This is a genomic window from Ruegeria sp. HKCCD7628 (assembly GCF_057221005.1).
Genome location: NZ_JBWVBA010000018.1, coordinates 20,945 through 47,161, shown reverse-complemented (window position 1 = coordinate 47,161; position 26,217 = coordinate 20,945). Strand labels below are relative to the sequence as shown.

The 26,217-nt window shown below is 58.0% G+C and carries 36 protein-coding genes; 20 read left to right on the top strand and 16 right to left on the bottom strand.

Annotated features, from left to right (window positions below; genetic code table 11):
- Nucleotides 1-342 precede the first annotated feature (342 nt).
- Genes AC2TAD_RS21370 through cobD form a run of 3 tightly spaced genes read right to left on the bottom strand, consistent with a single transcriptional unit; the run spans nt 343 to nt 3,401 of the window.
- A complete protein-coding gene (locus AC2TAD_RS21370) occupies nt 343-1,506 on the bottom strand; it encodes a lytic murein transglycosylase (protein ID WP_480870408.1) in 1,164 nt (387 codons plus the stop codon).
- 12 nt (nt 1,507-1,518) lie between these two features.
- On the bottom strand, nt 1,519-2,439 hold the full coding sequence (gene cbiB, locus AC2TAD_RS21365) for an adenosylcobinamide-phosphate synthase CbiB (RefSeq protein ID WP_480870404.1): 921 nt from the start codon (nt 2,437-2,439) through the stop codon (nt 1,519-1,521).
- Complete coding sequence (cobD, locus tag AC2TAD_RS21360) at nt 2,436-3,401, bottom strand: threonine-phosphate decarboxylase CobD (protein ID WP_480870401.1); 966 nt, start codon at nt 3,399-3,401, stop codon at nt 2,436-2,438. Before cobD ends, cbiB begins: the two co-directional genes overlap by 4 nt.
- Before the next feature lie 181 nt (nt 3,402-3,582).
- On the opposite strand from cobD, the gene AC2TAD_RS21355 reads away from it, so the two are divergent.
- Entirely contained in the window at nt 3,583-3,945 is a 363-nt protein-coding gene (locus AC2TAD_RS21355; RefSeq protein WP_170756081.1) for a response regulator transcription factor, read from the top strand.
- Here the strand turns inward: AC2TAD_RS21355 and AC2TAD_RS21350 are convergent.
- On the bottom strand, nt 3,927-4,916 hold the full coding sequence (locus tag AC2TAD_RS21350) for a glutathione S-transferase family protein (protein WP_480870397.1): 990 nt from the start codon (nt 4,914-4,916) through the stop codon (nt 3,927-3,929). The genes AC2TAD_RS21355 and AC2TAD_RS21350 overlap by 19 nt on opposite strands.
- Nucleotides 4,917-5,128: 212 nt before the next feature.
- Between AC2TAD_RS21350 and AC2TAD_RS21345 the strand changes: the two genes are divergently transcribed.
- Nucleotides 5,129-5,482, top strand: a complete 354-nt coding sequence (locus AC2TAD_RS21345; RefSeq protein WP_209198160.1) for a hypothetical protein — start codon at nt 5,129-5,131, stop codon at nt 5,480-5,482.
- Here AC2TAD_RS21345 and AC2TAD_RS21340 read toward each other — a convergent pair.
- Nucleotides 5,479-5,823 (bottom strand): L,D-transpeptidase family protein, encoded by a 345-nt coding sequence (locus tag AC2TAD_RS21340; protein ID WP_480870394.1) that lies wholly within the window; start codon nt 5,821-5,823, stop codon nt 5,479-5,481. The two genes, AC2TAD_RS21345 and AC2TAD_RS21340, sit on opposite strands and share 4 nt — an antisense overlap.
- Before the next feature lie 177 nt (nt 5,824-6,000).
- A complete protein-coding gene (locus AC2TAD_RS21335; protein ID WP_480870391.1) occupies nt 6,001-7,173 on the bottom strand; it encodes a MalY/PatB family protein in 1,173 nt (390 codons plus the stop codon).
- Nucleotides 7,174-7,267: 94 nt separating this feature from the next.
- Here AC2TAD_RS21335 and def (AC2TAD_RS21330) point away from each other — a divergent pair, with 94 nt between their 5' ends.
- The 6 genes from def (AC2TAD_RS21330) (at nt 7,268) to speB (ending at nt 10,559) form a co-directional block, all read left to right on the top strand.
- Complete coding sequence (gene def / locus AC2TAD_RS21330) at nt 7,268-7,786, top strand: peptide deformylase (protein ID WP_480870388.1); 519 nt, start codon at nt 7,268-7,270, stop codon at nt 7,784-7,786.
- Nucleotides 7,783-8,277: a peptide deformylase gene (gene def, locus AC2TAD_RS21325; RefSeq protein ID WP_480870386.1), complete on the top strand. Its 495-nt coding sequence runs from the start codon at nt 7,783-7,785 to the stop codon at nt 8,275-8,277. The genes def (AC2TAD_RS21330) and def (AC2TAD_RS21325) overlap by 4 nt, the downstream gene beginning before the upstream one ends.
- Before the next feature lie 2 nt (nt 8,278-8,279).
- The gene (gene fmt, locus AC2TAD_RS21320) at nt 8,280-9,194 is read left to right on the top strand and encodes a methionyl-tRNA formyltransferase (protein ID WP_480870383.1); all 915 of its coding nucleotides are present in this window, start codon (nt 8,280-8,282) and stop codon (nt 9,192-9,194) included.
- Nucleotides 9,195-9,199: 5 nt separating this feature from the next.
- The gene (locus AC2TAD_RS21315; RefSeq protein WP_170756075.1) at nt 9,200-9,436 is read left to right on the top strand and encodes a hypothetical protein; all 237 of its coding nucleotides are present in this window, start codon (nt 9,200-9,202) and stop codon (nt 9,434-9,436) included.
- A gap of 1 nt (nt 9,437) precedes the next feature.
- Entirely contained in the window at nt 9,438-9,674 is a 237-nt protein-coding gene (locus AC2TAD_RS21310; RefSeq protein ID WP_480870380.1) for a GlsB/YeaQ/YmgE family stress response membrane protein, read from the top strand.
- 63 nt (nt 9,675-9,737) lie between these two features.
- On the top strand, nt 9,738-10,559 hold the full coding sequence (gene speB, locus AC2TAD_RS21305) for an agmatinase (RefSeq protein WP_480870378.1): 822 nt from the start codon (nt 9,738-9,740) through the stop codon (nt 10,557-10,559).
- A 2-nt stretch (nt 10,560-10,561) separates the two neighbouring features.
- Here the strand turns inward: speB and AC2TAD_RS21300 are convergent, their stop codons facing one another.
- The 7 genes from AC2TAD_RS21300 to AC2TAD_RS21270 form a co-directional block, all read right to left on the bottom strand.
- Nucleotides 10,562-11,164: a COG3904 family protein gene (locus tag AC2TAD_RS21300; RefSeq protein WP_480870375.1), complete on the bottom strand. Its 603-nt coding sequence runs from the start codon at nt 11,162-11,164 to the stop codon at nt 10,562-10,564.
- Between the two features lie 15 nt (nt 11,165-11,179).
- Nucleotides 11,180-11,803 (bottom strand): trimeric intracellular cation channel family protein, encoded by a 624-nt coding sequence (locus AC2TAD_RS21295; RefSeq protein WP_480870372.1) that lies wholly within the window; start codon nt 11,801-11,803, stop codon nt 11,180-11,182.
- A complete protein-coding gene (gene rnhA, locus AC2TAD_RS21290; RefSeq protein ID WP_480870369.1) occupies nt 11,800-12,267 on the bottom strand; it encodes a ribonuclease HI in 468 nt (155 codons plus the stop codon). Before rnhA ends, AC2TAD_RS21295 begins: the two co-directional genes overlap by 4 nt.
- Nucleotides 12,260-12,847, bottom strand: a complete 588-nt coding sequence (locus AC2TAD_RS21285; protein ID WP_480870366.1) for a class I SAM-dependent methyltransferase — start codon at nt 12,845-12,847, stop codon at nt 12,260-12,262. The genes rnhA and AC2TAD_RS21285 overlap by 8 nt, the downstream gene beginning before the upstream one ends.
- Entirely contained in the window at nt 12,844-13,296 is a 453-nt protein-coding gene (locus tag AC2TAD_RS21280; RefSeq protein ID WP_480870363.1) for a DUF3429 domain-containing protein, read from the bottom strand. Before AC2TAD_RS21280 ends, AC2TAD_RS21285 begins: the two co-directional genes overlap by 4 nt.
- Complete coding sequence (ispH, locus tag AC2TAD_RS21275) at nt 13,293-14,243, bottom strand: 4-hydroxy-3-methylbut-2-enyl diphosphate reductase (RefSeq protein WP_170356739.1); 951 nt, start codon at nt 14,241-14,243, stop codon at nt 13,293-13,295. The genes AC2TAD_RS21280 and ispH overlap by 4 nt, the downstream gene beginning before the upstream one ends.
- 184 nt (nt 14,244-14,427) lie before the next feature.
- Complete coding sequence (locus AC2TAD_RS21270) at nt 14,428-15,000, bottom strand: LabA-like NYN domain-containing protein (protein WP_170356738.1); 573 nt, start codon at nt 14,998-15,000, stop codon at nt 14,428-14,430.
- 139 nt (nt 15,001-15,139) lie between these two features.
- Between AC2TAD_RS21270 and folK the strand changes: the two genes are divergently transcribed.
- From folK to AC2TAD_RS21215, 11 genes are all read left to right on the top strand, one after another.
- Complete coding sequence (gene folK / locus AC2TAD_RS21265) at nt 15,140-15,709, top strand: 2-amino-4-hydroxy-6-hydroxymethyldihydropteridine diphosphokinase (RefSeq protein ID WP_480870359.1); 570 nt, start codon at nt 15,140-15,142, stop codon at nt 15,707-15,709.
- A 94-nt stretch (nt 15,710-15,803) separates the two neighbouring features.
- Nucleotides 15,804-16,157 carry a DNA-directed RNA polymerase subunit omega gene (rpoZ, locus tag AC2TAD_RS21260; protein ID WP_170356736.1) on the top strand — a complete coding sequence of 118 codons (354 nt, stop codon included), beginning with the start codon at nt 15,804-15,806 and terminating at the stop codon, nt 16,155-16,157.
- Nucleotides 16,158-16,183: 26 nt separating this feature from the next.
- Nucleotides 16,184-18,316, top strand: coding sequence for a RelA/SpoT family protein (locus AC2TAD_RS21255; protein ID WP_170356735.1), 2,133 nt, complete (start codon nt 16,184-16,186; stop codon nt 18,314-18,316).
- A 16-nt stretch (nt 18,317-18,332) separates the two neighbouring features.
- The gene (locus AC2TAD_RS21250) at nt 18,333-19,031 is read left to right on the top strand and encodes a DUF2062 domain-containing protein (RefSeq protein ID WP_480870356.1); all 699 of its coding nucleotides are present in this window, start codon (nt 18,333-18,335) and stop codon (nt 19,029-19,031) included.
- Nucleotides 19,024-19,776 carry a pyridoxine 5'-phosphate synthase gene (locus AC2TAD_RS21245; RefSeq protein WP_170356733.1) on the top strand — a complete coding sequence of 251 codons (753 nt, stop codon included), beginning with the start codon at nt 19,024-19,026 and terminating at the stop codon, nt 19,774-19,776. The genes AC2TAD_RS21250 and AC2TAD_RS21245 overlap by 8 nt, the downstream gene beginning before the upstream one ends.
- Nucleotides 19,754-20,254: an ABZJ_00895 family protein gene (locus AC2TAD_RS21240; RefSeq protein ID WP_480870352.1), complete on the top strand. Its 501-nt coding sequence runs from the start codon at nt 19,754-19,756 to the stop codon at nt 20,252-20,254. Before AC2TAD_RS21245 ends, AC2TAD_RS21240 begins: the two co-directional genes overlap by 23 nt.
- Entirely contained in the window at nt 20,251-20,673 is a 423-nt protein-coding gene (gene acpS / locus AC2TAD_RS21235; protein ID WP_170356731.1) for a holo-ACP synthase, read from the top strand. Before AC2TAD_RS21240 ends, acpS begins: the two co-directional genes overlap by 4 nt.
- A gap of 53 nt (nt 20,674-20,726) precedes the next feature.
- Nucleotides 20,727-21,566: a signal peptidase I gene (gene lepB / locus AC2TAD_RS21230; protein ID WP_480870349.1), complete on the top strand. Its 840-nt coding sequence runs from the start codon at nt 20,727-20,729 to the stop codon at nt 21,564-21,566.
- Nucleotides 21,563-22,243 (top strand): ribonuclease III, encoded by a 681-nt coding sequence (gene rnc / locus AC2TAD_RS21225; protein WP_480870346.1) that lies wholly within the window; start codon nt 21,563-21,565, stop codon nt 22,241-22,243. The genes lepB and rnc overlap by 4 nt, the downstream gene beginning before the upstream one ends.
- Before the next feature lie 345 nt (nt 22,244-22,588).
- Complete coding sequence (era, locus tag AC2TAD_RS21220; protein ID WP_480870343.1) at nt 22,589-23,497, top strand: GTPase Era; 909 nt, start codon at nt 22,589-22,591, stop codon at nt 23,495-23,497.
- Between the two features lie 55 nt (nt 23,498-23,552).
- The gene (locus tag AC2TAD_RS21215; RefSeq protein ID WP_480870341.1) at nt 23,553-23,882 is read left to right on the top strand and encodes a DUF1491 family protein; all 330 of its coding nucleotides are present in this window, start codon (nt 23,553-23,555) and stop codon (nt 23,880-23,882) included.
- Nucleotides 23,883-23,989: 107 nt separating this feature from the next.
- On the opposite strand, the gene AC2TAD_RS21210 is transcribed toward AC2TAD_RS21215, so the two are convergent.
- Nucleotides 23,990-24,241: a hypothetical protein gene (locus tag AC2TAD_RS21210; RefSeq protein ID WP_480870339.1), complete on the bottom strand. Its 252-nt coding sequence runs from the start codon at nt 24,239-24,241 to the stop codon at nt 23,990-23,992.
- A gap of 240 nt (nt 24,242-24,481) precedes the next feature.
- Between AC2TAD_RS21210 and recO the strand changes: the two genes are divergently transcribed.
- Nucleotides 24,482-25,207: a DNA repair protein RecO gene (gene recO, locus AC2TAD_RS21205; RefSeq protein WP_480870411.1), complete on the top strand. Its 726-nt coding sequence runs from the start codon at nt 24,482-24,484 to the stop codon at nt 25,205-25,207.
- On the opposite strand, the gene AC2TAD_RS21200 is transcribed toward recO, so the two are convergent.
- Complete coding sequence (locus AC2TAD_RS21200; protein WP_170756061.1) at nt 25,191-25,583, bottom strand: META domain-containing protein; 393 nt, start codon at nt 25,581-25,583, stop codon at nt 25,191-25,193. The two genes, recO and AC2TAD_RS21200, sit on opposite strands and share 17 nt — an antisense overlap.
- 40 nt (nt 25,584-25,623) lie before the next feature.
- Nucleotides 25,624-26,178 carry a hypothetical protein gene (locus AC2TAD_RS21195; protein WP_480870336.1) on the bottom strand — a complete coding sequence of 185 codons (555 nt, stop codon included), beginning with the start codon at nt 26,176-26,178 and terminating at the stop codon, nt 25,624-25,626.
- Nucleotides 26,179-26,217: the final 39 nt, after the last annotated feature.

The following is a 26,217-nucleotide window of genomic DNA, read 5'->3' as shown; positions in this document are numbered from 1 at the left end:
TATACCCCTGAAACTCAGGGGCTTGAATCACGCAGCCAAGTCGACGGCAACCAAACTAATAGGTCCAGAACCTAGCAGAGATGGATGAAGCGTTGCGCCTGCTGAATGTGACACTTGGAGACATCCTGAAAGGTTTGGATAAAACAACGGGGGCGCTTAAGGCAAAAAAATGTAGACTACAATCAGATGTCGCAGCAACTTGATCACTGTAAAAGATATCCATGGAAACACCTTGTGGGCGCGGTAAAGCTACGACTGCCCAGTGAAAAAAAGCTCGCAAGAACTATTTTTTGACCCAATTTTAACTTCATTGAGAGTTATTACGGCCTGTTATTGGAATATCTACAACCGTCCCAACAACTCGACCGTTGGCCACGCATCCGCGGGCAATCCTAGCCGCACCTGTTCTGCCTGCACGGCCGCCCGTGTTCCGGCCCCCAGAATCCCGTCGATCTTGCCCACGTCATGGCCGCGGGCCTGAAGTTTGCTCTGTAGTTGCTTCATTTGCGCGCCAGAAAGGCCCTGCGCCGGGTTACCTGCATCATAAATCTGCGCGCCCTCCAACCGCGTGCCGAAATATGCGGCGGTCAGGACGTAGGTAAAGCTCTGGTTCCACTCGAAATAGACGTCGAAATTCGGATAGGCCAGAAAGGCAGGCCCTTTATGCCCTTGCGGTAGGATCAGCGAGGCGGGCAGGTTGGACAGCGACCCGCTGCGGGCCCGAACGCCCATCGCCTGCCACTCGGACACAGGGCGCGGCTTGCCGGGGCCGGACAGGGACCAGTCCATTCGCTCGGTTACCGTAACTTCTTGCAGCCATGGCTGACCGGGCTGCCAGCCAAAGCTCGAAAGCATTTTTGCGCCCGACATCAGCGCATCCGGGGCCGAGGTTTTCAGTGAGACCTTACCGTCCCCATCCCCGTCCACACCGTTTTCAAGAATGTCGCGGGGCAGCATCTGGACCATGCCGATTTCTCCGGCCCAAGCCCCGGTGGTGCGGGCGGGATCGAAATTGCCCTGCTCGTACAATTCGATGGCGGCGAAGATTTGAGGGCGAAACAGTTCGGGACGGCGGCAATCATGGGCCAGCGTGACCAGCGCGTTGCGGGTGTTGAAATCGCCCTGAAACGCGCCGTAATCGGTTTCGAACGCCCAGAAGGCCAGCAGTACGCCGCGCGAGATGCCGTATTCGCGCTCGATCCGGTCAAAAACCGCGTCATATTTGCGCGACATGGCCCGCCCGCGATCAATCCGGTTTTGCGAAATCAGGCGGCGAGAGAATTCAATGAACGGTTTCTGAAACACGCCCTGCGCGCGGTCGGCTTTAAGCACTGCATTGTCCTGTTGCACACCTTTGAAGAAGGCGTTGACGGTGGCGCGGTCATAGCCTTGCTGCGCGGCCTCGGATTTCAGATCCTTGACGAAACTATTGAACCCTCCGCCACATTGGGCAAAGGCGGGCGAGGTCAGCAGGGCGGTGGCCAAAAGGCCAGAAAGCAAGCGCATGAAACGGGTCCGTTACAGAATAAAGCTGAACCCAACCCACACCGACACGAGGCCAAGCGCAAGCCCCCAAACCCGCCATAGCATGTCACATGCGCGGAAAACCTCTGACGCGCCGATATCGCGGGGGGCGTCACCATTGACCCAGGCAAGATCGCGCAATTGCCCGTCATAACTGCGAGGCCCGGCAAGTGCCACGTTCAGGGCGCGGGCCATTGCGGCTTCGGGCCAGCCTGCATTTGGCGAGATATGGCGGTGCGCATCGGCGACCATCTCAGACCAGCGCGCCCATTGGCCTGATAGGGCTACGATCATCATGCAGGTCAGGCGGGCAGGGATCAGGTTCAGCAGGTCGTCCAGACGGGCGGCGGCCCAGCCGAAGTCTCGGTATTTGTCGGTCCGGTAGCCGATCATGCTGTCGGCCGTGTTAATGGCTTTGTAGACCAGCAGTCCGGGCAAACCGCCAATAAGAAACCAGAAGGCGGGCGCAATGACCCCGTCGCTCAGGTTCTCGGCCGCGCTTTCGATGGCGGATCGGGCCACCTGCGCCTGTGTCATGTCGCGTGTATCGCGTGAAACGATCATGGCGACCTGCGCACGCCCCTCAGGTAGGGATGCCCGCAAGCCTTCCCCGACCGCGCGCACATGGTCAACCAGCGATTTTTGCGCCAACAGGATGGCGCAGGCGATGATCTGGACTACTGGTCCCAGCAGTCTGAGTCCCCAACCGATTACCAATGCACCTACTACCAGTAGGATGACCACACCAACGCCCTTCAGCCGCCGATGCGCCCCGTGGTTCAAACGCTTGTCTAGCGCGCCGATCACGTTGCCGATCATGACCGCCGGGTGTTTGACGCGCGACCATAGCCAGTCTGGCTCACCTAAGGCAGCGTCCAGACATAGGGCGCAGACCAGCAGGAAGGCGGTGCTCACAGTGCGGCCTCAAGCCTGTCCCAGCCATCTGCAGGGGGCAGGCCCAACCGCAGGTAGGTTTGGGAATAGGGGAAGATGCGGCTCCAGATATGGGCGCGGGCCAAACGGGTTTGCCATTGGGCAGCGTCATCGACTTGATAGAGGCGGAACAGTGTGGTGCCACCAGCAAGCTGCGCGCCCTTTGCGATCATAAGCGCATCCAGTCGAGCGGTGTCCGTCGTCAGGCGCTGACGGGTGGAATTGGCCCAATCGGGATCGGTCAGGGCGCGCTGACCGACGCGAAGCGCCGGCCCAGACACTGCCCAAGGGCCGGTCAGGTCGTTCAGGCGGGCGATCAGCAGTGGATCACCGATTGCAAACCCTAGACGCAGCCCGGCCAGCCCCCAGAACTTGCCGAAGCTTTTCAAAACGATCACGCCCGGTCGCGCGGCCAGGTGGATCAGTGACACCTCTGGAGTGACGTCACAAAAGCTCTCGTCAATTATGGTCAGCGGGGCATTCACGTCTGACTTGTCCCAATAGCGACCATCTGGATTGTTGGGGTGGACGATGACGCGGGCCTGGGCCGGTCCACCAGATTGGACTTTCCAGCCCTGCGCGGAAAAGGCTGCGGCATGTTCATTGTAAGTGGGCATGGTGATCTGAACGCGGCCTGTCGGCGCAAGTGCGGGGATACGGGCGATCAGGGCCGATGCGCCGGGCGAGGGCAAAACGGCCGCGTCTGCCGGGACTGACCAGAAGTGTCGGGCGGCTTGCGACAGCTGTTCGAATGCGCCGTGATCTGGAAGTGCGGTCCAATCTTCATGGGACAGCGCGGCTATGGGGTACGGATGAGGATTGATTCCGGTCGAAAGGTCGATCCAGTTCCCGCGCGCGCCGCCATAGGCCGCAATCGCTGCATCCAACCCGCCGCCGTGGTCTCGCGCAGCCCGTGGGTTCAAGTTTTTGTCAGAGCTTGTCATCTAGGTCCCGCCGGAATCGCGTATTTCTGGCTGTTTCAAGCGGATTTTCGCCGTTTTTACAAGCGAATCCGCGCGGTCACGAAAAGCCGAAAACAGCGTTAACACTTTGTTAAGGAAATAACGTGATCACAAACCACAGGGATCGGCACTACTCACCACAACATGGGCCGAGGTTTTACGTATGAATGTTTTGATTGTTGAGAGTAACCCCGATCTGGGTCGGGTCTGGCAAAGGCATCTTGAACGACAAGGTGCCGAAGTGACGTTGGTCACTGGGCAAGAGGCTGCAATTCTTGCGCTCTATGGGGCTGAGTTCGATATCATTGTGCTCGATTTGGTGTTAGAGGCGGGCAGCGCGCTGGCCGTCGCAGATTTCGCCAGTTATCGCCGCCCCGAGGCACGGGTGATTTTTGTCACCAATACCACCTTCTTTTCGGACGGGTCGATCTTTGCCCACAGCCCTAACGCTTGCGCTTATGTGCAAAGCGCAACGCCGCCAGAGGATCTGGCGGCGATGGTCGAGCACTACGCAGCGGGTCGCTGACCGCGCCCATGAGGTTCCATGAAGTCCAGCACCGGGTTGGTCGGGATGATGCGATGCGGATTGATGCTTTCGTGGCTATAGTGATAGTGGCGCACGATGTGCTCCATGTTGACCGTGTGTGCGACGCCCGGCCATTGGTATAGCTCGCGCGTGTAGGCCCACAGGTTCGGATAGTCGATCAGTCGCCGCCGGTTGCATTTGAAATGCAGATGATAGACCGGGTCGAACCGGATCAGAGTAGTAAACAGGCGCCAATCGGCCTCGGTGACGCGATCACCCATCAGATAGCGGCTCTGAGACAGGCGCTGTTCGAGCCAATCCAGAGTATCAAATAGCGGTCCCACCGCACTGTCATAAGCGGTTTGGCTGGTGGCGAAGCCGCACTTGTAGACCCCGTTATTGACGTCGGAATAGATGCGAGCGTTGACCTCCTCGATGTCGTCGCGCATCGCCTCGGGCCAATAGTCATCGGTGTTTCCGGTGATGCCATCAAACGCCGAATTGAACATGCGGATGATTTCCGAGCTTTCATTGGAAACGATCGTCTCTTGCCGTTTGTCCCAAAGGATTGGCACAGTTACACGGCCGGAATAGGACGGATCCGCCTTGGTATAGACCTGATGGGCATAATCCAGCCCGTAAAGATCGTCGCCGGTCGCGCCGTTGTCATCCGTCTCGAAGGTCCAGCCTTTATCCAGCATATCCGGATGAACGACCGAAACCGAGATTAGGTCGTTTAGCCCCTTGAGTTTGCGGAAGATGAGGGTGCGATGCGCCCAGGGGCACGCGTGGCTCACATAGAGGTGATAGCGCCCCGGTTCCGCATTGAACCCACCCTTGCCCGAAGGGCCGGTCGTGCCGTCGGCGGTCAGCCAGTTGCGGAACTGCGCGGCGCTTCGTTTGAACGCGCCACCTGTGGATTTGGTGTCATACCACGTGTCATGCCACTTGCCGTCGACCAACAGGCCCATCTGTATTCCTCCGCTTAGAGATTTATCGAAAGATAGGCGTTTGAGCGCGGTGTTCCTATGCGAGCAGGCGCGCATTTTGCCTGCGTTTGCGCACAGACCATGGCGCGTGCGCCCGCAACACGGTGATGAAGACTGGATTTAAAGTAACCGGTTTCACTAGATTTTTACGATTGAGAGCGCACAATAGTACTCACTGCCGGGGGAGTTTTTTGATGAGTACCTATGTTTCCAAGGAAATAAGCGCTGAACTGGACGCGGCTCGAATCGCGGGCCTGAAGAGAACGAGCCGTCTTCGTGTGGAATTTGGCGACAATACCTTCAAAATTTTAAGATTGTGGAAGGATGGCTTCACGGTTGAGGCTGAAACCACTCCGCAACTGCGCGGTCTGGTCGATATCTATGACGGCGCGCGCCATCTGTACCAATGCCTGATCATCGCGGATGAAGCGCAGGCGGGTGAAATGCGCTATGATTTCAAACGCAGCACTGCCGCAGCCGACAAGGCGCCGCTGGATTTCTACCGCGCGCCGGATGCGCCGATCGCGCTGTTGGGGCACGAGGACTAGGGGCGGATTTCCACGGTCGTCCCATTTGGCGTCAAACTCCAGCGCCGTGCCATTTCGACATTTGACAGGGCGATACAATCGGCTGTCCAATCACCGGGCAGGGAAAGGCCTACAATCCCGTTCGGCTGGCCATGAATGAATATGTCGCCCCCCGGATCAACGCCCTGAGCCCGCGCGCGGGCGATGTCTTTGGGTTTGGGGTAATTGATCCCAAGGGAAAGGTGATAGGCGCTCTGAGGATTGCGCTTGTCAATCTTGAACGCCCTGATGGGCGTTTTTCTATCGCCCTTTTGCTGTTTGTCACCCTGCGGCGCAAAGCCCAGTGCGACATCCGATTGCATCACGACCATCCCGTTCGCAGACGCGGTCAGTCGCCGGGCGGATTTTAGATCAGGATGTGGTCGATCTGTGCGGTTTCGGGAACCATTCCGGCGCGGGCGGACGTGGCCCGTATCGGTGCTACCCAACCCATGCTGCGCTGATCAGGCACAGCACAAGAGTTATCTTTAAGGCCCGCCTCACTGCAAATCGGCAAACGCTTGTTTCAGGCGGGCACAGGCGTCCTCCACTCGGCTGCGTTGGGTGGCCAGGTTGAACCGCTCAAAGGTTTCTCCGCCCGCGCCGAAGCCTGGGCCCGATGTGGTGGCGATTTTGGCATCCTGACGCAGGCGACGAATGAATTCGGGATGGTCCATTCCGGTGCCCGAGAAATCAACCCAGGCCAGATAGGTCGCCTGCAGTGGCATGGACCAAAGACCGGGGATTTCCGCAATCGTTGCATCAAACAGACGGCGGTTGCTGTCCAGATGTACGATCTGCTCGTCGACCCATGCGGCGCCCTCTGGGGTGTAGGCGGCCGTGATCATCGCCACGCCAAGCGCACTTGGGTCGTAGTCCAGCGTCTGGATGCGGTTGCGCATGGCCGCGCGCAATTTGGGATCTGGGATGATCATGTTGCCAGTGCGCTGACCGGCGATGTTGAACGTTTTGGAAGGCGCCGTCAGCGTTACGGTCCAGGGCCGCGCATCCGGGGCGGCCACGTCCATCGGGACAAACGTTTGGCCGGGATAGACCAGGTCATGATGAATTTCATCCGACACCAAAACCAGCCCATTCCGTTCGGCAAAAGCTGCAACGGCGCGCAGCTCATCTGGTGTCCAGACCCGCCCCGACGGGTTCTGAGGCGAACACCACAACAGCATCTTTTCTGATCCGTCCAGCCGCGATTGCGCATCATCCAGATCCACCCCGTAGCTGTCGCCATCTCGCACCAACGGGCACTCTACCACCATGCGGCCCGATTTGTTCACCTTGTGCGCAAACTCATGGTAAACGGGCGAAAAAATGACCACTCCGTCGCCCGGTTCGGTCCAGACGTCTAGACATAGGGCGATCGCGTTCCCCAACCCCTGTGAAGTCAGAACCCAATCGGTGTCGATGTCCCATCCATGACGGTTTTTCATCCACCACTGGACCGAACGCAGATAGTCCGGGTGCATCCAAGAATAGCCAAAAACCCCATGGTCCGCCGCTTGCCGCACGACATCGACAACACATGGCGCCGTAGGATAATCGGAATCGGCCGTCCACATGGCCAGCCCGTCATCCGGTGAAACGCCGTACAGGCGCTCCATCTTATCCCATTTTGAACTGTTGGTGCCCCGGCGGTCGATCAAGTCGTTGAACGTCATGTTGTCTCCATCTGTCGGACGGAAAGCTAGTCACAATCGTGGCGGGTGCAAGGGGGGCGTTGCGGCGGGGGGCGCGATGGCCTAAATCAACGACATGAAACGCTCAATTCTTATTCACCCCGATCCGCGCTTGAAAAAAGTTTGCGCCCCCGTTGATGAACTGACGGATGAACTGCGCAAACTGGCTGATGACATGCTGGAGACAATGTACGACGCTCCTGGTATCGGGCTGGCTGCACCGCAGATTGGCATCCTGGATCGGTTGATCGTGTTGGATTGCGTCAAGGAAGAGGGCGAGGCACCGCGCCCCCTGATCATGTTCAACCCCGAGATCGTGGCCTCTTCGGACGAAACAAATGTTTATGAAGAGGGCTGCCTGTCGATTCCCGAACAATATGCCGAAGTCACCCGTCCCAAAGTGGTGGAGGTGGCTTGGATGGATCGTGACGGTAACGCACAACAAGAAACGTTTGATGACCTTTGGGCGACCTGCGTGCAGCATGAGATCGACCACCTGAACGGTAAGCTGTTCATCGACTATCTCAAGCCGCTGAAACGCCAGATGATCACGCGTAAGATGCAGAAGTTGAAACGCGAAAAGGCCCGCGCATGACCGTACGCACCTGCCTGCCTTGGCCCGACAAACGCCTGCGGACCAAGGCCGAGGACGTGACCGAGATTACCGATGAAATCCGGGCCATCTGGGACGACATGATCGACACGATGGAGGCGATGCCCGGTGTTGGTCTTGCGGGCCCTCAGATCGGAGTGATGTTGCGGCTGGCCGTGGTGGATGGCTCGACCGAGCGTGGGCGTGCGGTGCGGTTGGCGAACCCGGAAATCCTGCACAGCTCGATTGAACTGCGCGAGCATGATGAAGCCAGCCCGAACCTTCCCGGCGTGTCTGCCAAGGTGAAACGCCCCCGTGCGGTGACGGTGAAATTCCTGAACGAACAGGGCATGATCGATCGTCGTGATTTTGTGGGGATTGAGGCCACCAGCGTGCAGCACCAGATCGACCACTTGAACGGTCGGATGTATTTCGACCGTCTCAGCAAGGTCAAACGCGATATTCTGCTGCGCAAAGCCAGAAAGCAGGGGTAGAAATGCGCATCATTTTCATGGGAACGCCCGATTTCTCGGTGCCGGTACTGGACGCGCTGGTCGAAGCCGGGCATGAGATCGCCGCTGTTTACTGCCAACCACCACGCCCAGCAGGGCGAGGTAAGAAAGACCGGCCAACCCCTGTTCATGCACGGGCCGAGGCGCTCGGCTTTGATGTTCGTCACCCGGTGTCATTAAAGTCGATCGAAGAACAAGAAGCATTCGCAGCGCTGAAAGCGGATGTGGCCGTTGTCGTTGCCTATGGTCTGCTGTTGCCGCAACCTGTTCTGGATGCGCCCAAACAGGGGTGTCTGAATATTCACGCCAGCCTTTTACCGCGCTGGCGCGGGGCCGCGCCGCTGCAGCGCGCAATCATGGCGGGGGACGCTCAGACCGGCGTCTGCATCATGCAAATGGAGGCCGGACTGGACACTGGGCCGGTCCTTTTGCGACGTGCCACCGATATCGGGACACAGGAAACCACGGCGCACCTGCATGACAGACTGTCAGAAATGGGTGCAGCGATGATTGTGGAAACGTTGGACACCTTATCGGACCTGACACCGGAACCTCAGTCCGAGGACGGAGTGACCTACGCGGCAAAGATCGACAAGTCCGAGGCGCGTGTCGACTGGACCCGCCCAGCCGTCGAAGTCGACCGGCAAATCCGTGGCCTGTCCCCCTTTCCCGGCGCCTGGACCGAGATGGGAGGCGAGCGTATCAAGCTGTTGGCTTCTCGGTTGGCAGTGGGGCAGGGGCAGCCGGGTGAGTTGTTGGATGATACCCTCCGCGTTGCCTGTGGCGATGGCGCGATTGACCTATTGCGCTTGCAGCGGGCTGGGAAAGCGGCGCAGGATGCAGCAACTTTCCTAAGGGGTTGGCCAGTCGCAGCTGGGACCAATTTAACGTCGGGGTAAAGTAGATGTTCATGGTCTTGATGGGTACGGTGGTTATCGCTGGCATCGTAGGATATCTGTCTGAGAAGACGGGATTTACCCACAATGGGTATCTGCCCTCAATCATCATTTGTGTGGGCGGAGCGTTCCTGTTTTACTTTGTCCGGATCATGTTCGGCATCAGCTTTGGGCCGCCTGGTTTTGATGCCGTGCTGTCCTCGATTGGTGCGCTTATCATCGTTCCGACTCATTGGAGGAAATAACGTGCCCGTCATCGCCCTGATCATCATCGGAGCTACAGCCGGGTTTCTGGCGACCCGCCTGATGCGGATCGAGGCGGATATCCCCACAACCATGCTGATCGGCATTGTCGGCGCATTGGTGGGCGGGTTTATCCTGCGTGCCCTGATTGCCATGGCGGGCTGGCTGTCGGGTTTTGTTGGCGCGGTTCTGGGCGCTTTGTTGGTGATCTGGATCTGGCAGAGATATCTGCGTCGCTGACCCCTTGACCTTTCGGGTCGAACCCGGCCAGATCGCCAGGAAATTCTATCCGAAAGACGCCCCATGTCGCATGATTTGAACCCCGGTGACGTTGCCCTGATGGGCGTTCCGCTGGACCTGCATTCTTCGTTCCTGCAGGGGCCTGCCTTTGCGCCGGGCCGCATTCGTGAGGCACTGCATTCCGGAGCTGCCAACCTGACTGCCGAAGACGGCACCGATCTGGGCGCGACCGACCGGTTTAAGGATACCGGCGATCTGGACGTGTTCGAGATGATTGGACAGGAACCCATCGACCGGATCGAGGCCGGGGCCGCCGAGCGTATCGCAACCGGCGCGCGGCTGTTGTCGCTGGGGGGCGACCACTCGGTCGCGTATCCGCTGATCAAAGCGCACTCAGAGCGGTATGAGGGATTGAACATCCTGCATGTCGACTCGCACCCTGACCTTTACGACAGTCAGCAGGTCGGCCCGCTGGGTCACGGTTGCCCCTTCGCGCGGGTCATGGAGACGTGCCAGATCAACCGTCTGGTGCAGGTCGGTATCCGCACCATGAACAAGCATCAGCAGGAACAGGCCGACAAGTTCGGCGTCGAAGTGATCGACATGCAAAGCTGGAGCCCGGATCTTGAGATCAGCTTTGACGGCCCTGTTTACCTTTCGCTGGATCTGGACGCGCTGGACCCGGCCTTTGCGCCGGGTGTTTCGCATCACGAGCCCGGTGGGCTGAGCACGCGCGAGGTGATAAACCTGATCCACCGTTTCAAGGGCCAGTTGGTTGGCGCGGATATTGTCGAGCTGAACCCTCACCGCGATCCCTATGGCATCACCGCGATGGTGGCGGCGAAATTCGTCAAGGAAATCGGCGGGCGTCTGCTGTCGCGCTGACCCTAACGCGCGTCACATTGGGCGGCTGATCCCAGACGGGGTGCGCCACCCGTGGTCATGTCGAACCGGTCAGCCTCGGACGCGTTCATCCAATGCATCCCCTCGGACGGGGCCGCGTCCAACGTGTACCAGTAGAACGCCTCATCCACGCCGATATCTTCGAAATAGTCCAGATATCGGTCATGTTCCGGGTCGTCCTTGGGGATTTCGGTGGCGACGATGTTCCAGCCGCCCCAACTGTGGACGCCGACGCACGCTCCGGGCTCCAGCACGCGGCGCTTCCCTGCCAGAAACAGGTCGGTTCCGCCCGAAGCGATCAGCCCGTCTGAGGGCACAATCGTATCGAACCCCTGCTCGTGAACCACGCGGGAAAAAACCACATTCGCGTCGTCATCCATCGAGCCTTCAATATAGCTTAGCACCAGTGTTTTTGCGTCGGGGTTTCGCTGGATTACCTCAAGAAACGCATCCAGCGTCGTATGGTCGATAGTACCTGTGGCCACGATTTGATCTCCCTGCGCGGCAAACTGCATGGGGTCATATTGTTGACCGCAGCCAGCGAGGGCAGCGAGTCCGGCGATGACGATACAAAATGCAGGTTTCATGCGTAGAGGCCCTATTCAAACACGCGGTGGGCGGCTTTTGTAGACAGGCAGTTTCCAACCAAACAGCAATGACCCCGCCCTCAAGGCCCAGCAGACCAGCGCACAAGACGCCAGAATGGCCAGATCGTCCAGCCCAAGGCGGCTGGCGGCAACGGCGGTCAGCGCCCCGGCAAAGGCGCACGAGACGTAAAGTTCGCCCTGTTTCAGCACCAGAGGCACTTCGTTGCAGACCACATCGCGCATCAACCCGCCCAGACATCCGGTGCTGATCCCCATCAGCACGACGACCACGCCCGATTGCCCCAGCGACAAAGCGGTGGCCGATCCGGCTGCGACGGCGATTGACAGTGCAAAACTGTCCAGCCAGATCAGCCAGTTATAGCGGCTTTCCACCAGATGTGCGGTGAAGAACACCAATACGGCGGCGGCCACTGCGATCAGGATGTAATCCGGTTGTCCGACCCAGAAAACCGGGTCGCGGTTTAGCAGCAAATCACGGACAGTGCCGCCGCCCACGGCGGTCAGGCTGGCGATAAAGGCAAAGCCCACCAGATCTAGCTGCGCCCGACTGGCCACCAGCGCCCCGGTCAGTGCGAACACAAGAACCGAGGCATAGTCGAGCAGCGCCAGCCAGCTCATGCCTGTGTCTTTTTTGGCTTGAACGGTGCCATGCCGGCGCGGGCCAGTTCATCGGCCTTTTCGTTTTCAGGATGGCCCGCGTGGCCTTTGACCCATTCCCAGGTCACGTCATGACGAGTTTGTGCCTCGTCCAGCCTCTGCCACAGATCTATATTCTTGACAGGCTTCTTGTTCGAAGTTTTCCAGCCGTTCCGCTTCCACCCGAAAATCCACCCTGTGACGCCGTTTTTCACATAGGCGCTGTCTGTCACAACGGTGATCTTCGAGGCCCGGTCCAACGTTTCGAGCGCGCTGATCGCGGCCAGCAGCTCCATCCGGTTGTTTGTGGTCTCGGCCTCGCCGCCGTTGAGTTCCCGCTCTTTCAGGACATTGTCGCCATCCATCGCGCGCAAAAGCACGCCCCAGCCGCCGGGGCCCGGATTACCGGAACATGCGCCGTCGGTATAGGCAAACAGCTCAGGCATGGGCCAACACCAGAATGAAACCATCATACGAACCCGCAAGGCCCGCACCCACGCCCGTGGTGATCCAGTCGATGGTGAATCCGGTCTGGGACAGCGCTTCTTCGATTTCAGTCTGCGAGAAATAGGTGTAACGGCGGTCCAGATCGTCGCGATGTTCACCAGTCCCGAGTTTTAACCCCAGAAAAAAGACTCCTGCGGGTTTCAGCGCCTTGTGGATGGCTGACAGGTGTCGGGGGAAATCGGCGCGAGGGGCATGTAACAGCGAGAAACTTGCGTAGACTCCATCATACTCGGCCTCTTCGGTCACGTCGTCGAACGTCCCCAGATGAGCGTCCACACCGTTTTCACGCGCGTGTTCGACAAAAGCGGGTGTGGCGTCGATGGCGCGGACGCGCAGACCTTGCCGTTGCAGAAAGGCGCTGTCCGATCCCGGGCCGGCCCCGAGATCCAGTACGTGTCCGCCTTCCACGACCGCTTCTGCAAAGGCCATGCGGGCTTCGATCTGTTCAGGGGGTAGGGGAACACTGAGGTAATCAGCGACGCGAGAGGAATAGGCGTCAATCGTTCTTTTGTCGGTCACAAGTATACTCCAACGGCAAGGCAGACCAGAACGACGGCTGTCAGCAACATGCGCAGACGCATCCACCAAACCGGCGTCAGTCGCCAGTATGAGAACACAGCGTCCAGCAAAAGTAACCCGGCAAAGCCCCACATCAGGTTGGTACCTGCCGCGACGGGTCCACCGCCCGTTTTGAAAAAGGCCCAAAGCGCTGGGAGAACGGACAACAGATAGCAGGTCGCAGCCTTACTGCCCGATGTCTTCGTCGCAAACCCCCACAAAACGCCAGACATAAAGCTGAGGATGATCGAGCCGTAGAACAGTTGAACGTAAGGCCCCACGAAACGGGAACCCAGCGCCTGTGTGCCCCAGGCATGCAGATCATCGTTCAAGTAAGTCAGCGCCCCCCAGACGAAGGGGATCAATCCGGCTAGCCCCAGAACCAAAGGGGCGCGTGGAATACCGTTCATGCCGGTTCGCGCAAAACGCGCGGGACTTTGAATTCGACGTTTTCAACCGCTGTTTCGACCAATTCGACTTTTACATCAAAATGATCTCGGAATGCGTCGATCACTTCATTCACCAAGACCTCGGGAGCAGACGCACCAGCAGTGATCGCGACCGAGGAAATCCCTTCCAAAGCGCGCCAGTCGATATCTGTCGAACGTTGTACCAGTTGCGCATAGTTACACCCGGCGCGTGCGGCAACTTCGACCAGACGACGTGAATTGGACGAATTGGGCGCCCCCACAACCAACAGCGCATCGGATTTGGGGGCCACAGCTTTGACAGCTTCCTGCCTGTTCGTGGTCGCGTAGCAAATGTCTTCTTTGTGTGGGCTTACAATGGCTGGAAACCGCGCCTGTAGCGCTGCGATGATGTCCTTGGTATCATCAACGGACAGGGTCGTTTGCGTTACAAAGGCCAGCTTGTCGGGATCGCGCACGGCGACGGTGGCGACGTCCTCGACGGTTTCGACCAGTAGGACCTCGCCCTCGGGCAGTTGCCCCATGGTGCCGACAGTTTCGGGGTGTCCTTTGTGACCGATCATGATCATCTGCAACCCGGCTTCGGCATGGCGCTGCGCTTCGACATGGACTTTGGACACCAGCGGACAGGTCGCGTCGACATAGATCATCTCGCGCTGGGCAGCCGCTGCAGGTACCGATTTAGGAACGCCGTGGGCCGAAAAAATTACCGGCCGGTCATCGGGGCATTCATCCAGTTCTTCGACGAACACCGCACCTTTTTCACGCAGCCCGTCCACTACGAATTTGTTGTGCACGATCTCATGACGCACATAGACCGGAGCGCCCCATTTCTGTAGCGCCATTTCCACAATCTTAATCGCCCGGTCTACACCGGCGCAGAACCCACGCGGTGCTGCCAGATACAGCGTCAGGGATGGCTTTGTCATGTCACGTTCTCCTTAAGGCCACAGGTAGGTCTTTTCCTCGCCATGGTCCAGACAGGACAGTGTCATTCATCTGACATGAATCAGTGCTATCAAACAGATGTTTCATCACCTGTTTCTAGTTTAAGACGCGCGGTCAGGGCATCAACCCTGACCGCGTTCTTTATCTTTTGGTGTTTGGTGCGTGTTACTGACCGCTTGCAGCTACGCTGCGCGGTTCCATCGGAATGTCACGCGGCGGGCGGCCGATCACATCGCGCAGGTCTTCAAGCTCGATGAAGTTGTCGGCCTGACGGCGCAACTCGTCCGAGATCATCGGCGGCTGGCTACGGATGGTCGACACGACCGAAACGCGCACGCCCTGACGTTGCAGACTTGCTATCAGCGGGCGGAAGTCCCCATCGCCCGAAAACAGCACAATGTGATCAACGCGCGGTGCCAGTTCCATGGCATCGACGGTCAGTTCGATATCCATGTTTCCTTTGACTTTCCGACGCCCCATGCTGTCGGTGTATTCTTTTGCCGGTTTCGTCACCATGGTGAAGCCGTTGTAATGCAGCCAGTCTACCAGGGGGCGGATGGGCGAATACTCGTCATTTTCCAAAAGCGCTGTGTAGTAAAAAGCACGAAGCATCTTCCCGCGGCGCATGAATTCCTGACGCAGCAGTTTGTAGTCGATGTCAAATCCAAGTGCTTTCGCGGCCGCATAAAGATTCGAGCCGTCGATGAACAGCGCTAGCCGTTCGTCTTTATAAAACATAAATAGGTCCTTCCGGTATCTACCAGAACGCCGGGTGTTACGTGAGTGAGCTAGGAAATTGGCGGCGCGCTGATACGCCTATAATTAGGGCATTTAATGTGTATCGCAAGTATGCAATTCGCCGAATATAGGGAATAGTATGTGCAAATTTACGTCAGAATCGGTCATTGCATTGGGCGCAAATCTCAATTTGAGAGGCTGCGGACCCAAGGTGACACTAGAACAGGCAATTGACGCAATTTCACGTCAGGGCTTGGTGATTCGCGCCGTCAGCCGATTCTACGAGACCCCCTGTTTTCCAGTGGGTGCTGGACCGGATTACGTGAACGCGGCTGTTTTGGTCGAAACGGACAAGTCAGCTGCAGACTTGTTGCAAATGCTGCATGAGGTCGAACACGAATTCGGGCGCGAACGAATACAGCGCTGGGGGATGCGGACGTTGGATCTGGATCTGGTATGTTTCGGCGACCAAGTGCTTCCGGATACGTCAACCTATAACCAATGGCGGACGCTGCCGTCGCAGGAACAGATGCAGCAGGCGCCGGACCGGTTGATCCTGCCGCATCCGCGTCTTCAGGATCGCGCCTTCGTGCTGGTGCCAATGGCTGATGTCGCCCCGGATTGGTACCATCCCGTGCTGGGTCTGACGGTCCGGGAAATGGTGGCAGCCCTGCCTGTCGATGATATTGCCGCCGTTACCCCTTTGTGATCGGTGCATTTGCGGCATTTCCTGCTTGTCAAGGCAGGGATTCGCCCTTAGATAAACCTCTTCCTGACATGGACTCAGAAACGGAGAGCGCCCAATGGCCCGCGTGACGGTAGAAGATTGCGTAGACAAGGTACAAAACCGGTTCGAGCTGGTGATGCTTGCCGCCCATCGTGCGCGTGAGATTTCCGCAGGTGCTGCGATCACTGTGGACCGCGACAATGACAAAAACCCGGTTGTGTCGCTGCGCGAAATCGCCGACGAAACCCAAAGCGCTGATGAACTGCGCGAACGCCTGATCGAGGCCAACCAGACCCAGATCGAGGTTGATGAGCCCGAAGAGGACCAGATGGCGCTGCTGATGGGTGCGGAATCCGACAAGCCTGCAGATGATGACATGTCCGAAGAGAAGCTGCTGCGCGCTCTGATGGAGGCTCAAGGCCAGGGGTAATCCCCAAAAACGAAGGTGCGGACCGGATGATTTCTGCTGAAGACCTGATTGCGCTGGTCCGCAACTACAACCCCAAGACAAATGCTGACCGCATTGCCCGTGCCTATGAGTTCGGAAGCCAGATGCATGAGGGTCAGTTCCGCCACTCTGGCGAACCCTATTTCACCCATCCTGTTGCCGTTGCCGCCATCCTGACCGAACAGCGTCTGGATGATGCCACGATCATTACCGCACTACTGCATGACACGATCGAGGATACCAAGGCCAATTACGGCAAGGTGTCCGAGCTGTTCGGGGACGAAGTGGCCAAGCTGGTCGATGGCGTCACCAAGCTGACCAACTTGCAGCTGTCCAGCAGGGAAACCAAACAGGCCGAGAACTTCCGCAAGCTGTTCATGGCCATGTCCAAAGATTTGCGGGTCATTCTTGTCAAGCTGGCAGACCGTTTGCACAACATGCGCACGATCAAGGCGATGCGCCCCGAAAAACAGGTTCAAAAAGCGCGCGAGACGATGGATATCTACGCGCCACTTGCGGGCCGTATGGGGATGCAATGGATGCGCGAAGAGCTGGAGGATCTGGCCTTCCGCGTGCTGAACCCCGAAGGTCGGCAGTCGATCATCCGGCGGTTTATCACTCTGCAAAGGGAAACCGGCGATGTGATCCATCGGATCACCGGCGATATGCGCCTTGAATTGGACAAGGCTGGGATCGAAGCTGAGGTGTTCGGCCGAGCCAAAAAACCCTATTCGATCTGGCGCAAGATGCAGGAAAAGGATCAGGGCTTTTCGCGTCTGTCCGATATCTATGGCTTCCGCATTATCACTCAGACAGAAGAAGACTGCTATAGGACCCTTGGCGCGATCCACCAGCGCTGGCGCGCGGTGCCGGGACGGTTCAAGGATTATATCAGCCAGCCAAAATCGAACGGATACCGCTCGATCCACACAACGGTATCGGGGCGGGATGGCAAAAGGGTCGAGGTTCAGATCCGTACTCGCCAAATGCACGATGTGGCCGAGACGGGTGTGGCGGCGCACTGGTCGTACCGCGACGGGGTGCGGTCCGAAAACCCCTTTGCCGTGGACCCGGCAAAGTGGATTGCCAACTTGACCGAGCAGTTCGACAGCGAGGATGATCACGAGGATTTCCTCGAAGCCGTCAAGCTTGAGATGTATTCCGACCAGGTGTTCTGCTTCACGCCCAAGGGCGATGTGGTGAAACTGCCGCGTGGGGCGACACCAATCGATTTCGCCTATGCGATCCACACGCGGATTGGCCATGCTTGTGTCGGGGCCAAGGTGGACGGTATCCGGGTGCCGCTGTGGACCCGGATCAAGAACGGCCAATCGGTCGATGTTATCACGGCCGACGGACAGACCCCGCAGGTCACATGGCTTGAGATTGCGGTCACTGGCAAAGCCCGCACTGCCATCCGGCGCGCTTTGCGTGAAGTCGACCGCGAGCGTTTCATCAAATTGGGCAAGGAACTGGCGCGCTCGGGGTTCGAACATGTGGGCCGAAAGGCGACGGACAAGGCGTTGGACACGGCCGCCAAGCATTTGCGTCTGAAGGACCGACACGAATTGTTGGCTCGTTTGGGCAGTGCCGAACTGACGGCCCATGACGTGGTGAGCGCCGTTTATCCAGAGCTTACGCAGGATGAAGGGGACGCGATCCCCCTGCGCCGCGCTGTGATTGGTCTTGAGCCGGGTCAGAAATTCGACCGGGCACCATGTTGTCAGCCCCTGCCGGGAGAGCGGATTGTCGGCATCACCTATCGTGGCAAAGGGGTGGTGGTGCATGCCATCGATTGTGACCGCCTGACCGAGTTTGAAGGCGAACCCGAGCGTTGGGTGGACTTGCATTGGCACACTGGCACCCATCCGGCGGTCTATGGCGCGACGCTGGATCTGACCATTGGAAACGATGCGGGTGTACTGGGGCGTATTTGCACATTGATCGGTGAGAAAAAGGCCAATATCTCGAACCTTGAATTCGTCGACCGGAAACCGGATTTTTACCGTCTTCTGATCAATGTCGAACTGCGCGACCTTGAACAGCTTCATTCTTTGATGCTGATGCTTGAGGCCGAAAGCGATGTTGCTGCTGTCGAACGCTACAGAGACAGGACCAAGACCGCCGTGGCGGCTGGCTGAGAAGGGGTGATCAGGAGTGGTTTTCAAGCGCCGAGATCGACGCTCGCCTGTCCAGATCGCATCTGAATTCGTCTACCCCCGTGGCGGATGGACCCGCGCGTTCCACTATGTAAAACACCGCGTCCGTCGGTTGCCGGACTCCCCTGAACGCATCGCACGCGGTATCGGGGCAGGGGTGTTCGCAGCGTTTACTCCGTTCTACGGGTTGCATTTCGTCGTGGCTGCGTTGGCGGCGCGTTTGATCAACGGCAATATTTTGGCTGCGCTGAGCGGAACGTTTTTCGGAAACCCGCTAACTTACGTTCCGATTGGTGTCATCTGCCTTCAGGCCGGTCATTTCATTTTGGGAACCGAGTTTCAGGAGGGCGACACCCATGGCCTTATGGGTAAGTTTGCCGACGCGCTGGGCGACCTCAAGGATAACTTCATTGCCATTTTCACTGATCGCATGGCTGATTGGTCCGGGTTGCGTATATTCTATGACGAAGTGTTCTTTCCCTACCTAATAGGGGGCATTTTGCCCGGTTTGCTGGCCGGGGCGATCTGCCACTATCTGAGCCTGCCTTTGATCCGAACCTACCAGCAGCGGCGGCGCGCCAAAATCAAAGCGAAATTTGACGAAATCCGCCGTTTGGCAGAATCCAAGCCTGCCGTTTCAGTTTCAAAACCACTAGGCTCGGGCCAGAATTCGGCAAAGGAATCAAGCGATGTCTGACAATCCCCTGCGTCTGGGCGTGAATATCGACCACGTGGCCACCGTGCGCAATGCGCGTGGCGGGGCGTACCCTGACCCTCTGCGCGCCGCCAAACTGGCCGAAGAGGCCGGGGCTGATGGCATTACAGCCCATCTGCGCGAAGATCGCCGCCATATATCGGACGCAGATATCGACGGGTTGATGGAGGTTCTGTCGGTCCCGCTGAACTTTGAAATGGCCGCGACGCCCGAGATGCAGCAGATCGCCCTGCGGCACAAACCGCATGCGGTGTGCATCGTTCCCGAAAAGCGCGAGGAACGGACGACCGAAGGCGGTTTGGAAGTCGCGCGCGAGGAAAACAAGCTGGCCCATTTCATCGCCCCCCTGCGCGACGTGGGCTGCCGCGTGTCCATTTTCATCGCCGCCGACCAGCGCCAGATCGAAGCCGCGCATCGCATCGGTGCCGAGGTGATCGAACTGCATACCGGTGCTTATTGCGACGCCGTCTCCGAGGGTCACACAGACGTAGCCAACCAAGAGCTGGACAGCCTGCGTGAGATGTCCGCATTTGCCCATTCGCTTGGGCTGGAAGTCCACGCGGGCCATGGTCTGACCTATGACACTGTGCAACCCGTCGCGGCTTTCCCTGAGGTGCGCGAGTTGAACATCGGTCATTTCTTGATCGGCGAGGCTATCTTTCGCGGCCTGACCCCGGCGATTGCCGAGATGCGACGGCTGATGGATGAGGCGCGGGCAGTCGTCTGATCGCAAAGGTAACGCTATGGATTCGAACAATTTGTGGCGCTACAGCGTCTTGCTTGTCCAAGTCCGGCTATTAATGCCGATCGCTATTGTCGTTCTGTGGCATGTGACCGGGCTCAATTTAGCGAATGTGGGGATACCCTTCCTGTCAGCGATTGCCGCAGCGATGATAGCGGGCTGCGGCATAGCGCGGTCGATGGGCCGAATGCCGCACTTGCGCGAGGTGCTGGGCTTTGCGGTTGCGGGGACCGTGATATTCATGGTCGTGAACGCTGCGGCCTATCTGATTTTGGCGATCAGCAATATCGGACCGGTCGATATGTCGCTTCTGATGTATTGGCACAGAGGTGGCTATATGGGCAGCCTTATGCTGAATCTGGCGATTTTTGCTTTCTTCGCCAACAGCGTTCTATTTTATCTGTCGACCAAAATGGAACTCAGGGCGATTACCAGACGGCGTAGCAAAGAAAGCGCGATATGATCCTAGGCATCGGCACAGACCTCGCGAATATCGAGCGTATTCAGGGTACGCTCGACCGGTTCGGTGACCGGTTCCGCAACCGCGTTTTCACCGACACCGAACAGCGCAAGGCCGAACGTCGCCATGATACGGCTGGCACCTATGCCAAGCGCTGGGCCGCCAAAGAGGCGTGCTCTAAGGCTTTGGGCACCGGCCTGCGCATGGGCATCGCGTGGAAGGACATGGCCGTCACTAACCTGAACACCGGCCAGCCGGTCATGCATGTCACCGGCTGGGCCGCCGAGCGGCTGCGCGAGATGACCCCCGAAGGCCATGAGGCGATCATCCACGTCACCCTGACCGACGACCACCCTTGGGCGCAGGCTTTCGTGGTGATTGAGGCGCGCGCCATCACGAACGCAGCGGCCAGCCTTGACTAACCTCTCTGCGCCCCGCATGTAGCACCCCAACAAACCAAGGACCGGAGAGCAGTATGGCCGAGGACGTCAAAACCGGAAATCCCGTGTGGGAGACGATTAAAACCATCGTCTACGCATTGCTGATCGCAGGCGTTTTCCGGACACTGTTTTTTCAACCCTTCTGGATTCCGTCGGGCTCGATGAAACAGACCCTGCTGATCGGAGATTTCCTGTTCGTGAACAAGATGGCCTATGGTTATTCCTACGCCTCGTGCCCTAGTCTGATCATTCCCAGTGTTGGCCTGAATATCGATGCCGAGGATGTTTGCGGCTGGATGTCGGGGGACGATAACTCGCGCCTTTGGGCCGGCGATCCTGAACGCGGGGATGTCATCGTCTTCCGTCACCCTGTTACAGGGCGTGATTTCATCAAACGCCTGATTGGTTTGCCCGGTGATCGTATCCAGATCCGCGAAGGCCAGATCATCCTGAACGGTACGCCTGTTCCACAGCAACCGGATGGTGTTTTCACCGAAACCGCTTTGCCGCAGGGGCCGCAAGGTCTTCGTCCGCGATGTGAAAACGGCCCGGTCGGGATTGGGGCGATTTGCGAAAAGTCCCGGACGATCGAAAAGTTGCCAAACGGCGTCTCTTACGACGTACTCAATATCGGCAACCAGGGATCCGACAACACCGGGATCTACACTGTTCCCGAAGGTCACTATTTCTTCATGGGCGACAACCGTGACAATTCCAGCGACAGCCGTTTGCCGCAATCTGCGGGTGGCGTGGGCTATGTGCCTTACGAAAACCTGATTGGTCGCGCAGATCGGATCATGTTCTCTTCCGCTGGCCGGTCGATGCTGTTCTTCTGGACCTGGCGGAGTGACCGGTTCTTCAAGGCGGTCAAGTGAAGCTTTCGGCCGAGATAAAGTCTTTTCAGCATCGGTTGGGCTACACGTTTTCTAACCCTGAGCTGCTTGTTCGCGCGCTGACTCATGGCTCAGTCTCGTCCTCAACTCGACCGGATAATCAGCGGTTAGAGTTTTTGGGCGACCGTGTATTGGGGTTGGTTATGGCTACGGCCCTGCTAGAGGCCGACAAAAAGGCAACTGAGGGTCAACTCGCTCCGCGATTCAATGCGTTGGTCCGAAAAGAAGCCTGCGCCGATGTCGCGCGACAGATCGACCTCGGTGCGGTTCTGAAACTGGGCCGATCTGAGATGCTGTCGGGTGGCCGTCGAAAACAGGCACTGTTGGGAGACGCGATGGAGGCGGTCATCGCCGCAATCTACCGCGATGCCGGGTTCGAAGCGGCACGAGACGTGATCATTGCTTTGTGGGGCGATCGCATCCATTCGGTCGAAGCGGATGCGCGCGATGCCAAAACGTCTCTTCAGGAATGGGCGCAGGCACGCGGCCAGAAACCTCCGTCTTACGTCGAGGTCAAACGCAGTGGACCCGATCACGCCCCGGTATTCACGATCGCCGCGCGTTTGCAGGACGGTACAGAGGCGCAAGCCACAGCCGGATCAAAGCGCCAGGCCGAACAGGCCGCAGCCAGATCGCTACTCGATCAGTTAACGAAATAGCAATCCCTTTGGCGAGGAGGCTGGCTCCCTCTGGATCGGATTGGCGCAAACAAATCGAAATTGAAACGACCTGATACCACCCGACCAAACAGCCAATTATCCAGTGATGAAACGCCTCATTCCTAAAGGCCGCGACGCCTCCTTTGGCAAGCATCGGAAGCTCTAGCCAGATCAGGTCTGCCAACGTCGAAAACCAATCCAGATGAGCCCACTTTCTTATCCACAGCTGCTCTTGCGGTGCTTTCTCTCCAAGAGAAGTGCAAACCCGCTATGAGACAAAACCCTCTGGCCCGCGAAGTCTTTCTGCTATAGGGGTGCGCACTTGCAAACAGGATCGCAGTACACATGACCACAAGCGCCGGATTTATCGCCCTGATCGGAGAGCCCAACGCGGGCAAATCCACCCTTCTGAACCGCATGGTGGGGGCCAAAGTCTCGATCGTGACGCATAAGGTGCAGACCACGCGTGCGCGCATTCGCGGCGTTGCGATGGAGGGCGAGGCCCAGTTGGTCTTTGTTGACACGCCGGGCCTTTTCAAGCCACGCCGCAGGCTGGACCGCGCCATGGTCGCTGCCGCCTGGGGGGGCGCAGCTGATGCAGATGTCGTGGTCTTAATGGTCGAAGCGCATCGCGGTATCACCGAAGGGGTTGAACGCATTCTGGAAGGTTTGGACGAGATCGGGCAAGGCCGCACCGTCGCCCTGGCCATCAACAAGATCGACAAAGTACCATCCGAGAAACTGCTGGCCCTGACCAGCGACCTGAACGCACGCTATCCGTTTGCTGAAACCTTCATGATCTCAGCCGAAAAAGGCCACGGAGTTGAAGACCTGCGCAAATGGCTGGCGGGCGAGCTGCCCGAAGGGCCTTGGCTCTACCCCGAGGATCAAATTGCCGATTTGCCCTTGCGCATGATCGCCGCCGAAATGACGCGCGAGAAACTGACCCTGCGCCTGCATCAGGAACTGCCCTATCAGCTGACCGTCGAGACCGAGAACTGGGAAGAGCGCAAGGACGGATCCGCCAAAATCGATCAGGTCATCTATGTTATGCGCGACGGCCACAAGGGTATCGTTCTGGGTAAACGTGGCGAGACGATCAAGGCGGTTAGCCAGGCTGCGCGCGCCGAGCTGGAAGAGTTTCTTGATCGCAAAATTCACCTGTTCCTTCAGGTCAAAGTGCGTCCAAATTGGCTTGAGGAATCCGAGCGTTACTCGGAAATGGGTCTGGATTTCAAAGACGGCAACGCATGAGCGGGACGAAGAAATCTCGTCGGAAATTGTTGGCGCCTTTGCTAAGGAGCGCGAAATGACCCGGCTGACGGCGGAATTTTGGGTTCACGCCTACTTGGCCCGCCTGCGGTTTCAAGAAATTCCTGCCTTTGTGGTTGCCCACGGTGATGACACGGCCGGTGCGGTGCTGATCAAACTTAATACTCTGGATGGGCAGGCCGTCGCGTTCCAGCGCAGTTTTGATCTGATGAGTGGGGAGCGCAAATGGGTCGAACTATCCGCTGGTCCCGAGGCCGACGTGGATGGGGCGATTACAAAACAACGCAGTTTTGATCCAGACCTTTGGGTGGTCGAGGTCGAAGACCGCCAAGGGAGACATCTTCTGGGGGAAGAAGGGTTGGACTGATCCGCTCTTGATCCTGCAAAACGCTTGATGAAAATGAGCGTAAAAATATGGCGCGCCTCGGATAAGAGACGCGCCCAATCAATCCATACTGATTGATGGAATTGGAGTCAGTTTCCGCCTTTCTTGCCACGCGAAACCTGATCCTTAGCGACTTCGCGGCTACCCGCATTGCCCCAGCCGCTGTCACCTTTTTCGGCATTTTTGCCGCTGACCGTAGGTGCCGCTCCACCGATGCCGGGTGTTGCAGACAGCACCCCGGCCATATTTTTTGCTGCGCCCGAGTTGCTGTTAGCAGATTGCGCCATGGCAAGACCCGCAGACGCGATGAAAATTACAGTAGTTGTCGTCAAGAAACGCATTGTCCCCTCCCAAGTTTTGATAGTGTTTTGGATACGGAGTTGCCGAGCGGCCGGATCAAAAATATTTGAAGCACAGATCCGTTCTAAGTGTTTGCTGGTGCAGAATTAGTGGGAAAAGGATCTCAAAAGATCAAATATACACTTTGTTCCTTACAGCCGGAACCACTCTTATTCGCTTGCGAAAATTCCCTGCTTGAGATTGAGTTTCCCGAACCCCGGCACCTATCAAGGAGGAGACCGCTGGACTGGCGCGATCACGGTATACTTCTGACCACACGCCGACATGGTGAGACAGCGGCGATCATCGAGGTCTTCACCGAAATCCACGGACGCCACGCCGGGGTTGTGCGCGGTGGGACCAGTCGGAAAATTGCGCCGATCCTGCAGCCGGGAGCGCAGCTAGACGTGCTTTGGCGCGCGCGGCTCGAAGAGCATATAGGCACGTTTCAAGTCGAACCCCTGCGTTCTCGTGCAGCGGCGGCGTTTTCGGGGCGGCTGGCACTGGCGGGATTAAACGCGGTCGTGGCACTTTTGTCCTTCTGCCTTCCCGAACGGGAACCGCACCCAGTCATCTACAAACAAACCGAACAGTTGATGGACCTGCTGGGGCAGGATGATGTATGGCCGCTGGCCTACTTGCGATGGGAATTGGCCATGCTTGAAGAGTTGGGCTTTGGTCTTGATCTGACCGCTTGCGCAGTTACCGGGGCGGTCGAAGATCTGATCTATGTCTCTCCGAAATCGGGCCGCGCGGTTAGTGAGAAAGGGGCGGGGGAATGGGCGGATAAGCTGTTGCCACTGCCCCCATGTCTGCGCGGCGAGGGGGCCGCGCCGGATCCCGAGATTGCCGAGGCACTACGCACCACCGGGTACTTTCTGGAGCACCGGGTCGCGCCGTCCTTCGGTCATCGCCCGCTGCCCGAAGCGCGGGCGCGGTTTGTCGAGCAGTTTACTCGGCGGCTTTGAACACCATTTCGTGGCCGTCCTCGTTCCGCAGGATCAAAACGTCTCCGGCCACTTCAGACTGTGTCATGGCAATCAGAGCGGCGAAATAGTATCCTTCGGCTTCCAGCCCCGCGCAGGCTGCGCGGGTGGCGGTCAATCCGGTCACTTCAAACCAGGGATATGGGGCGCTTAGGGTGCCGTTGTAGCTGTTGCACGGGGCGTTACCCGCAATCTTCCCGTCTTCCGTAAAACGTAGCAAAGCGCTGGCTTCATAAGGCTGACCGTCGATCTCTTGCAGCGCCCATGTTCTATCCGCCGCACCATAGGCGGCGACGGTTTCATCCCTGTCGCATTGAAACAGAGCCATGAAGGGCAGGATCAGGGTTAGTCGTATCATTTGATCACGTTAGCCCAAATCACCCTAAATCCGAACAGGGTTAATAGGGGTTCTGACCGCTCACCAACTCAGCCCTTACTTCGCTGCGAGGGCGCCAATTATATCGTGTATCCTCGCGTGTAGGAGCCCAGGTCAGTGCGCCGCTGTTGCGCCATGGATCAAGAATAAGCCCATCATACATCGAATCCCCCTTGGCGCTGATCAGCGCAGAATGATGGATTATGCGAAATGCCGTGGGGGGCGAAGTCGCCCAATGCAGATCCAAAGTCTCGAAATTCTCTTGCCGAAGCCGGGCAGTCATGGCTTCGGCCCAATCGTTGCACAGTCCTTTCTCGCGCAGGCCATTGATGACCTTGGCGTTGTGAATGATGGCTGGATCGGTCACGTTCCATTCCTGCGCCAAACGGCTCGAGTATGTGTACGCGATTTCAGCGGCTTGCTGCGCTTCGACAGGGTCGACGTTGGGCCCGAGGTCGCGGATAGCCAGCGCCAGTTCGTCAATGTCGTTCTGGCCAGCGGCTGGGTATTGCTTGGCGCAGCCTCCTAGCGCCATAGCCACTATTACTGCGAGGCAGGCCAGAATAGATCGCATCATGTCGTGTAATTTCCTGTTCACTGTCCCAGCTGATGTAAC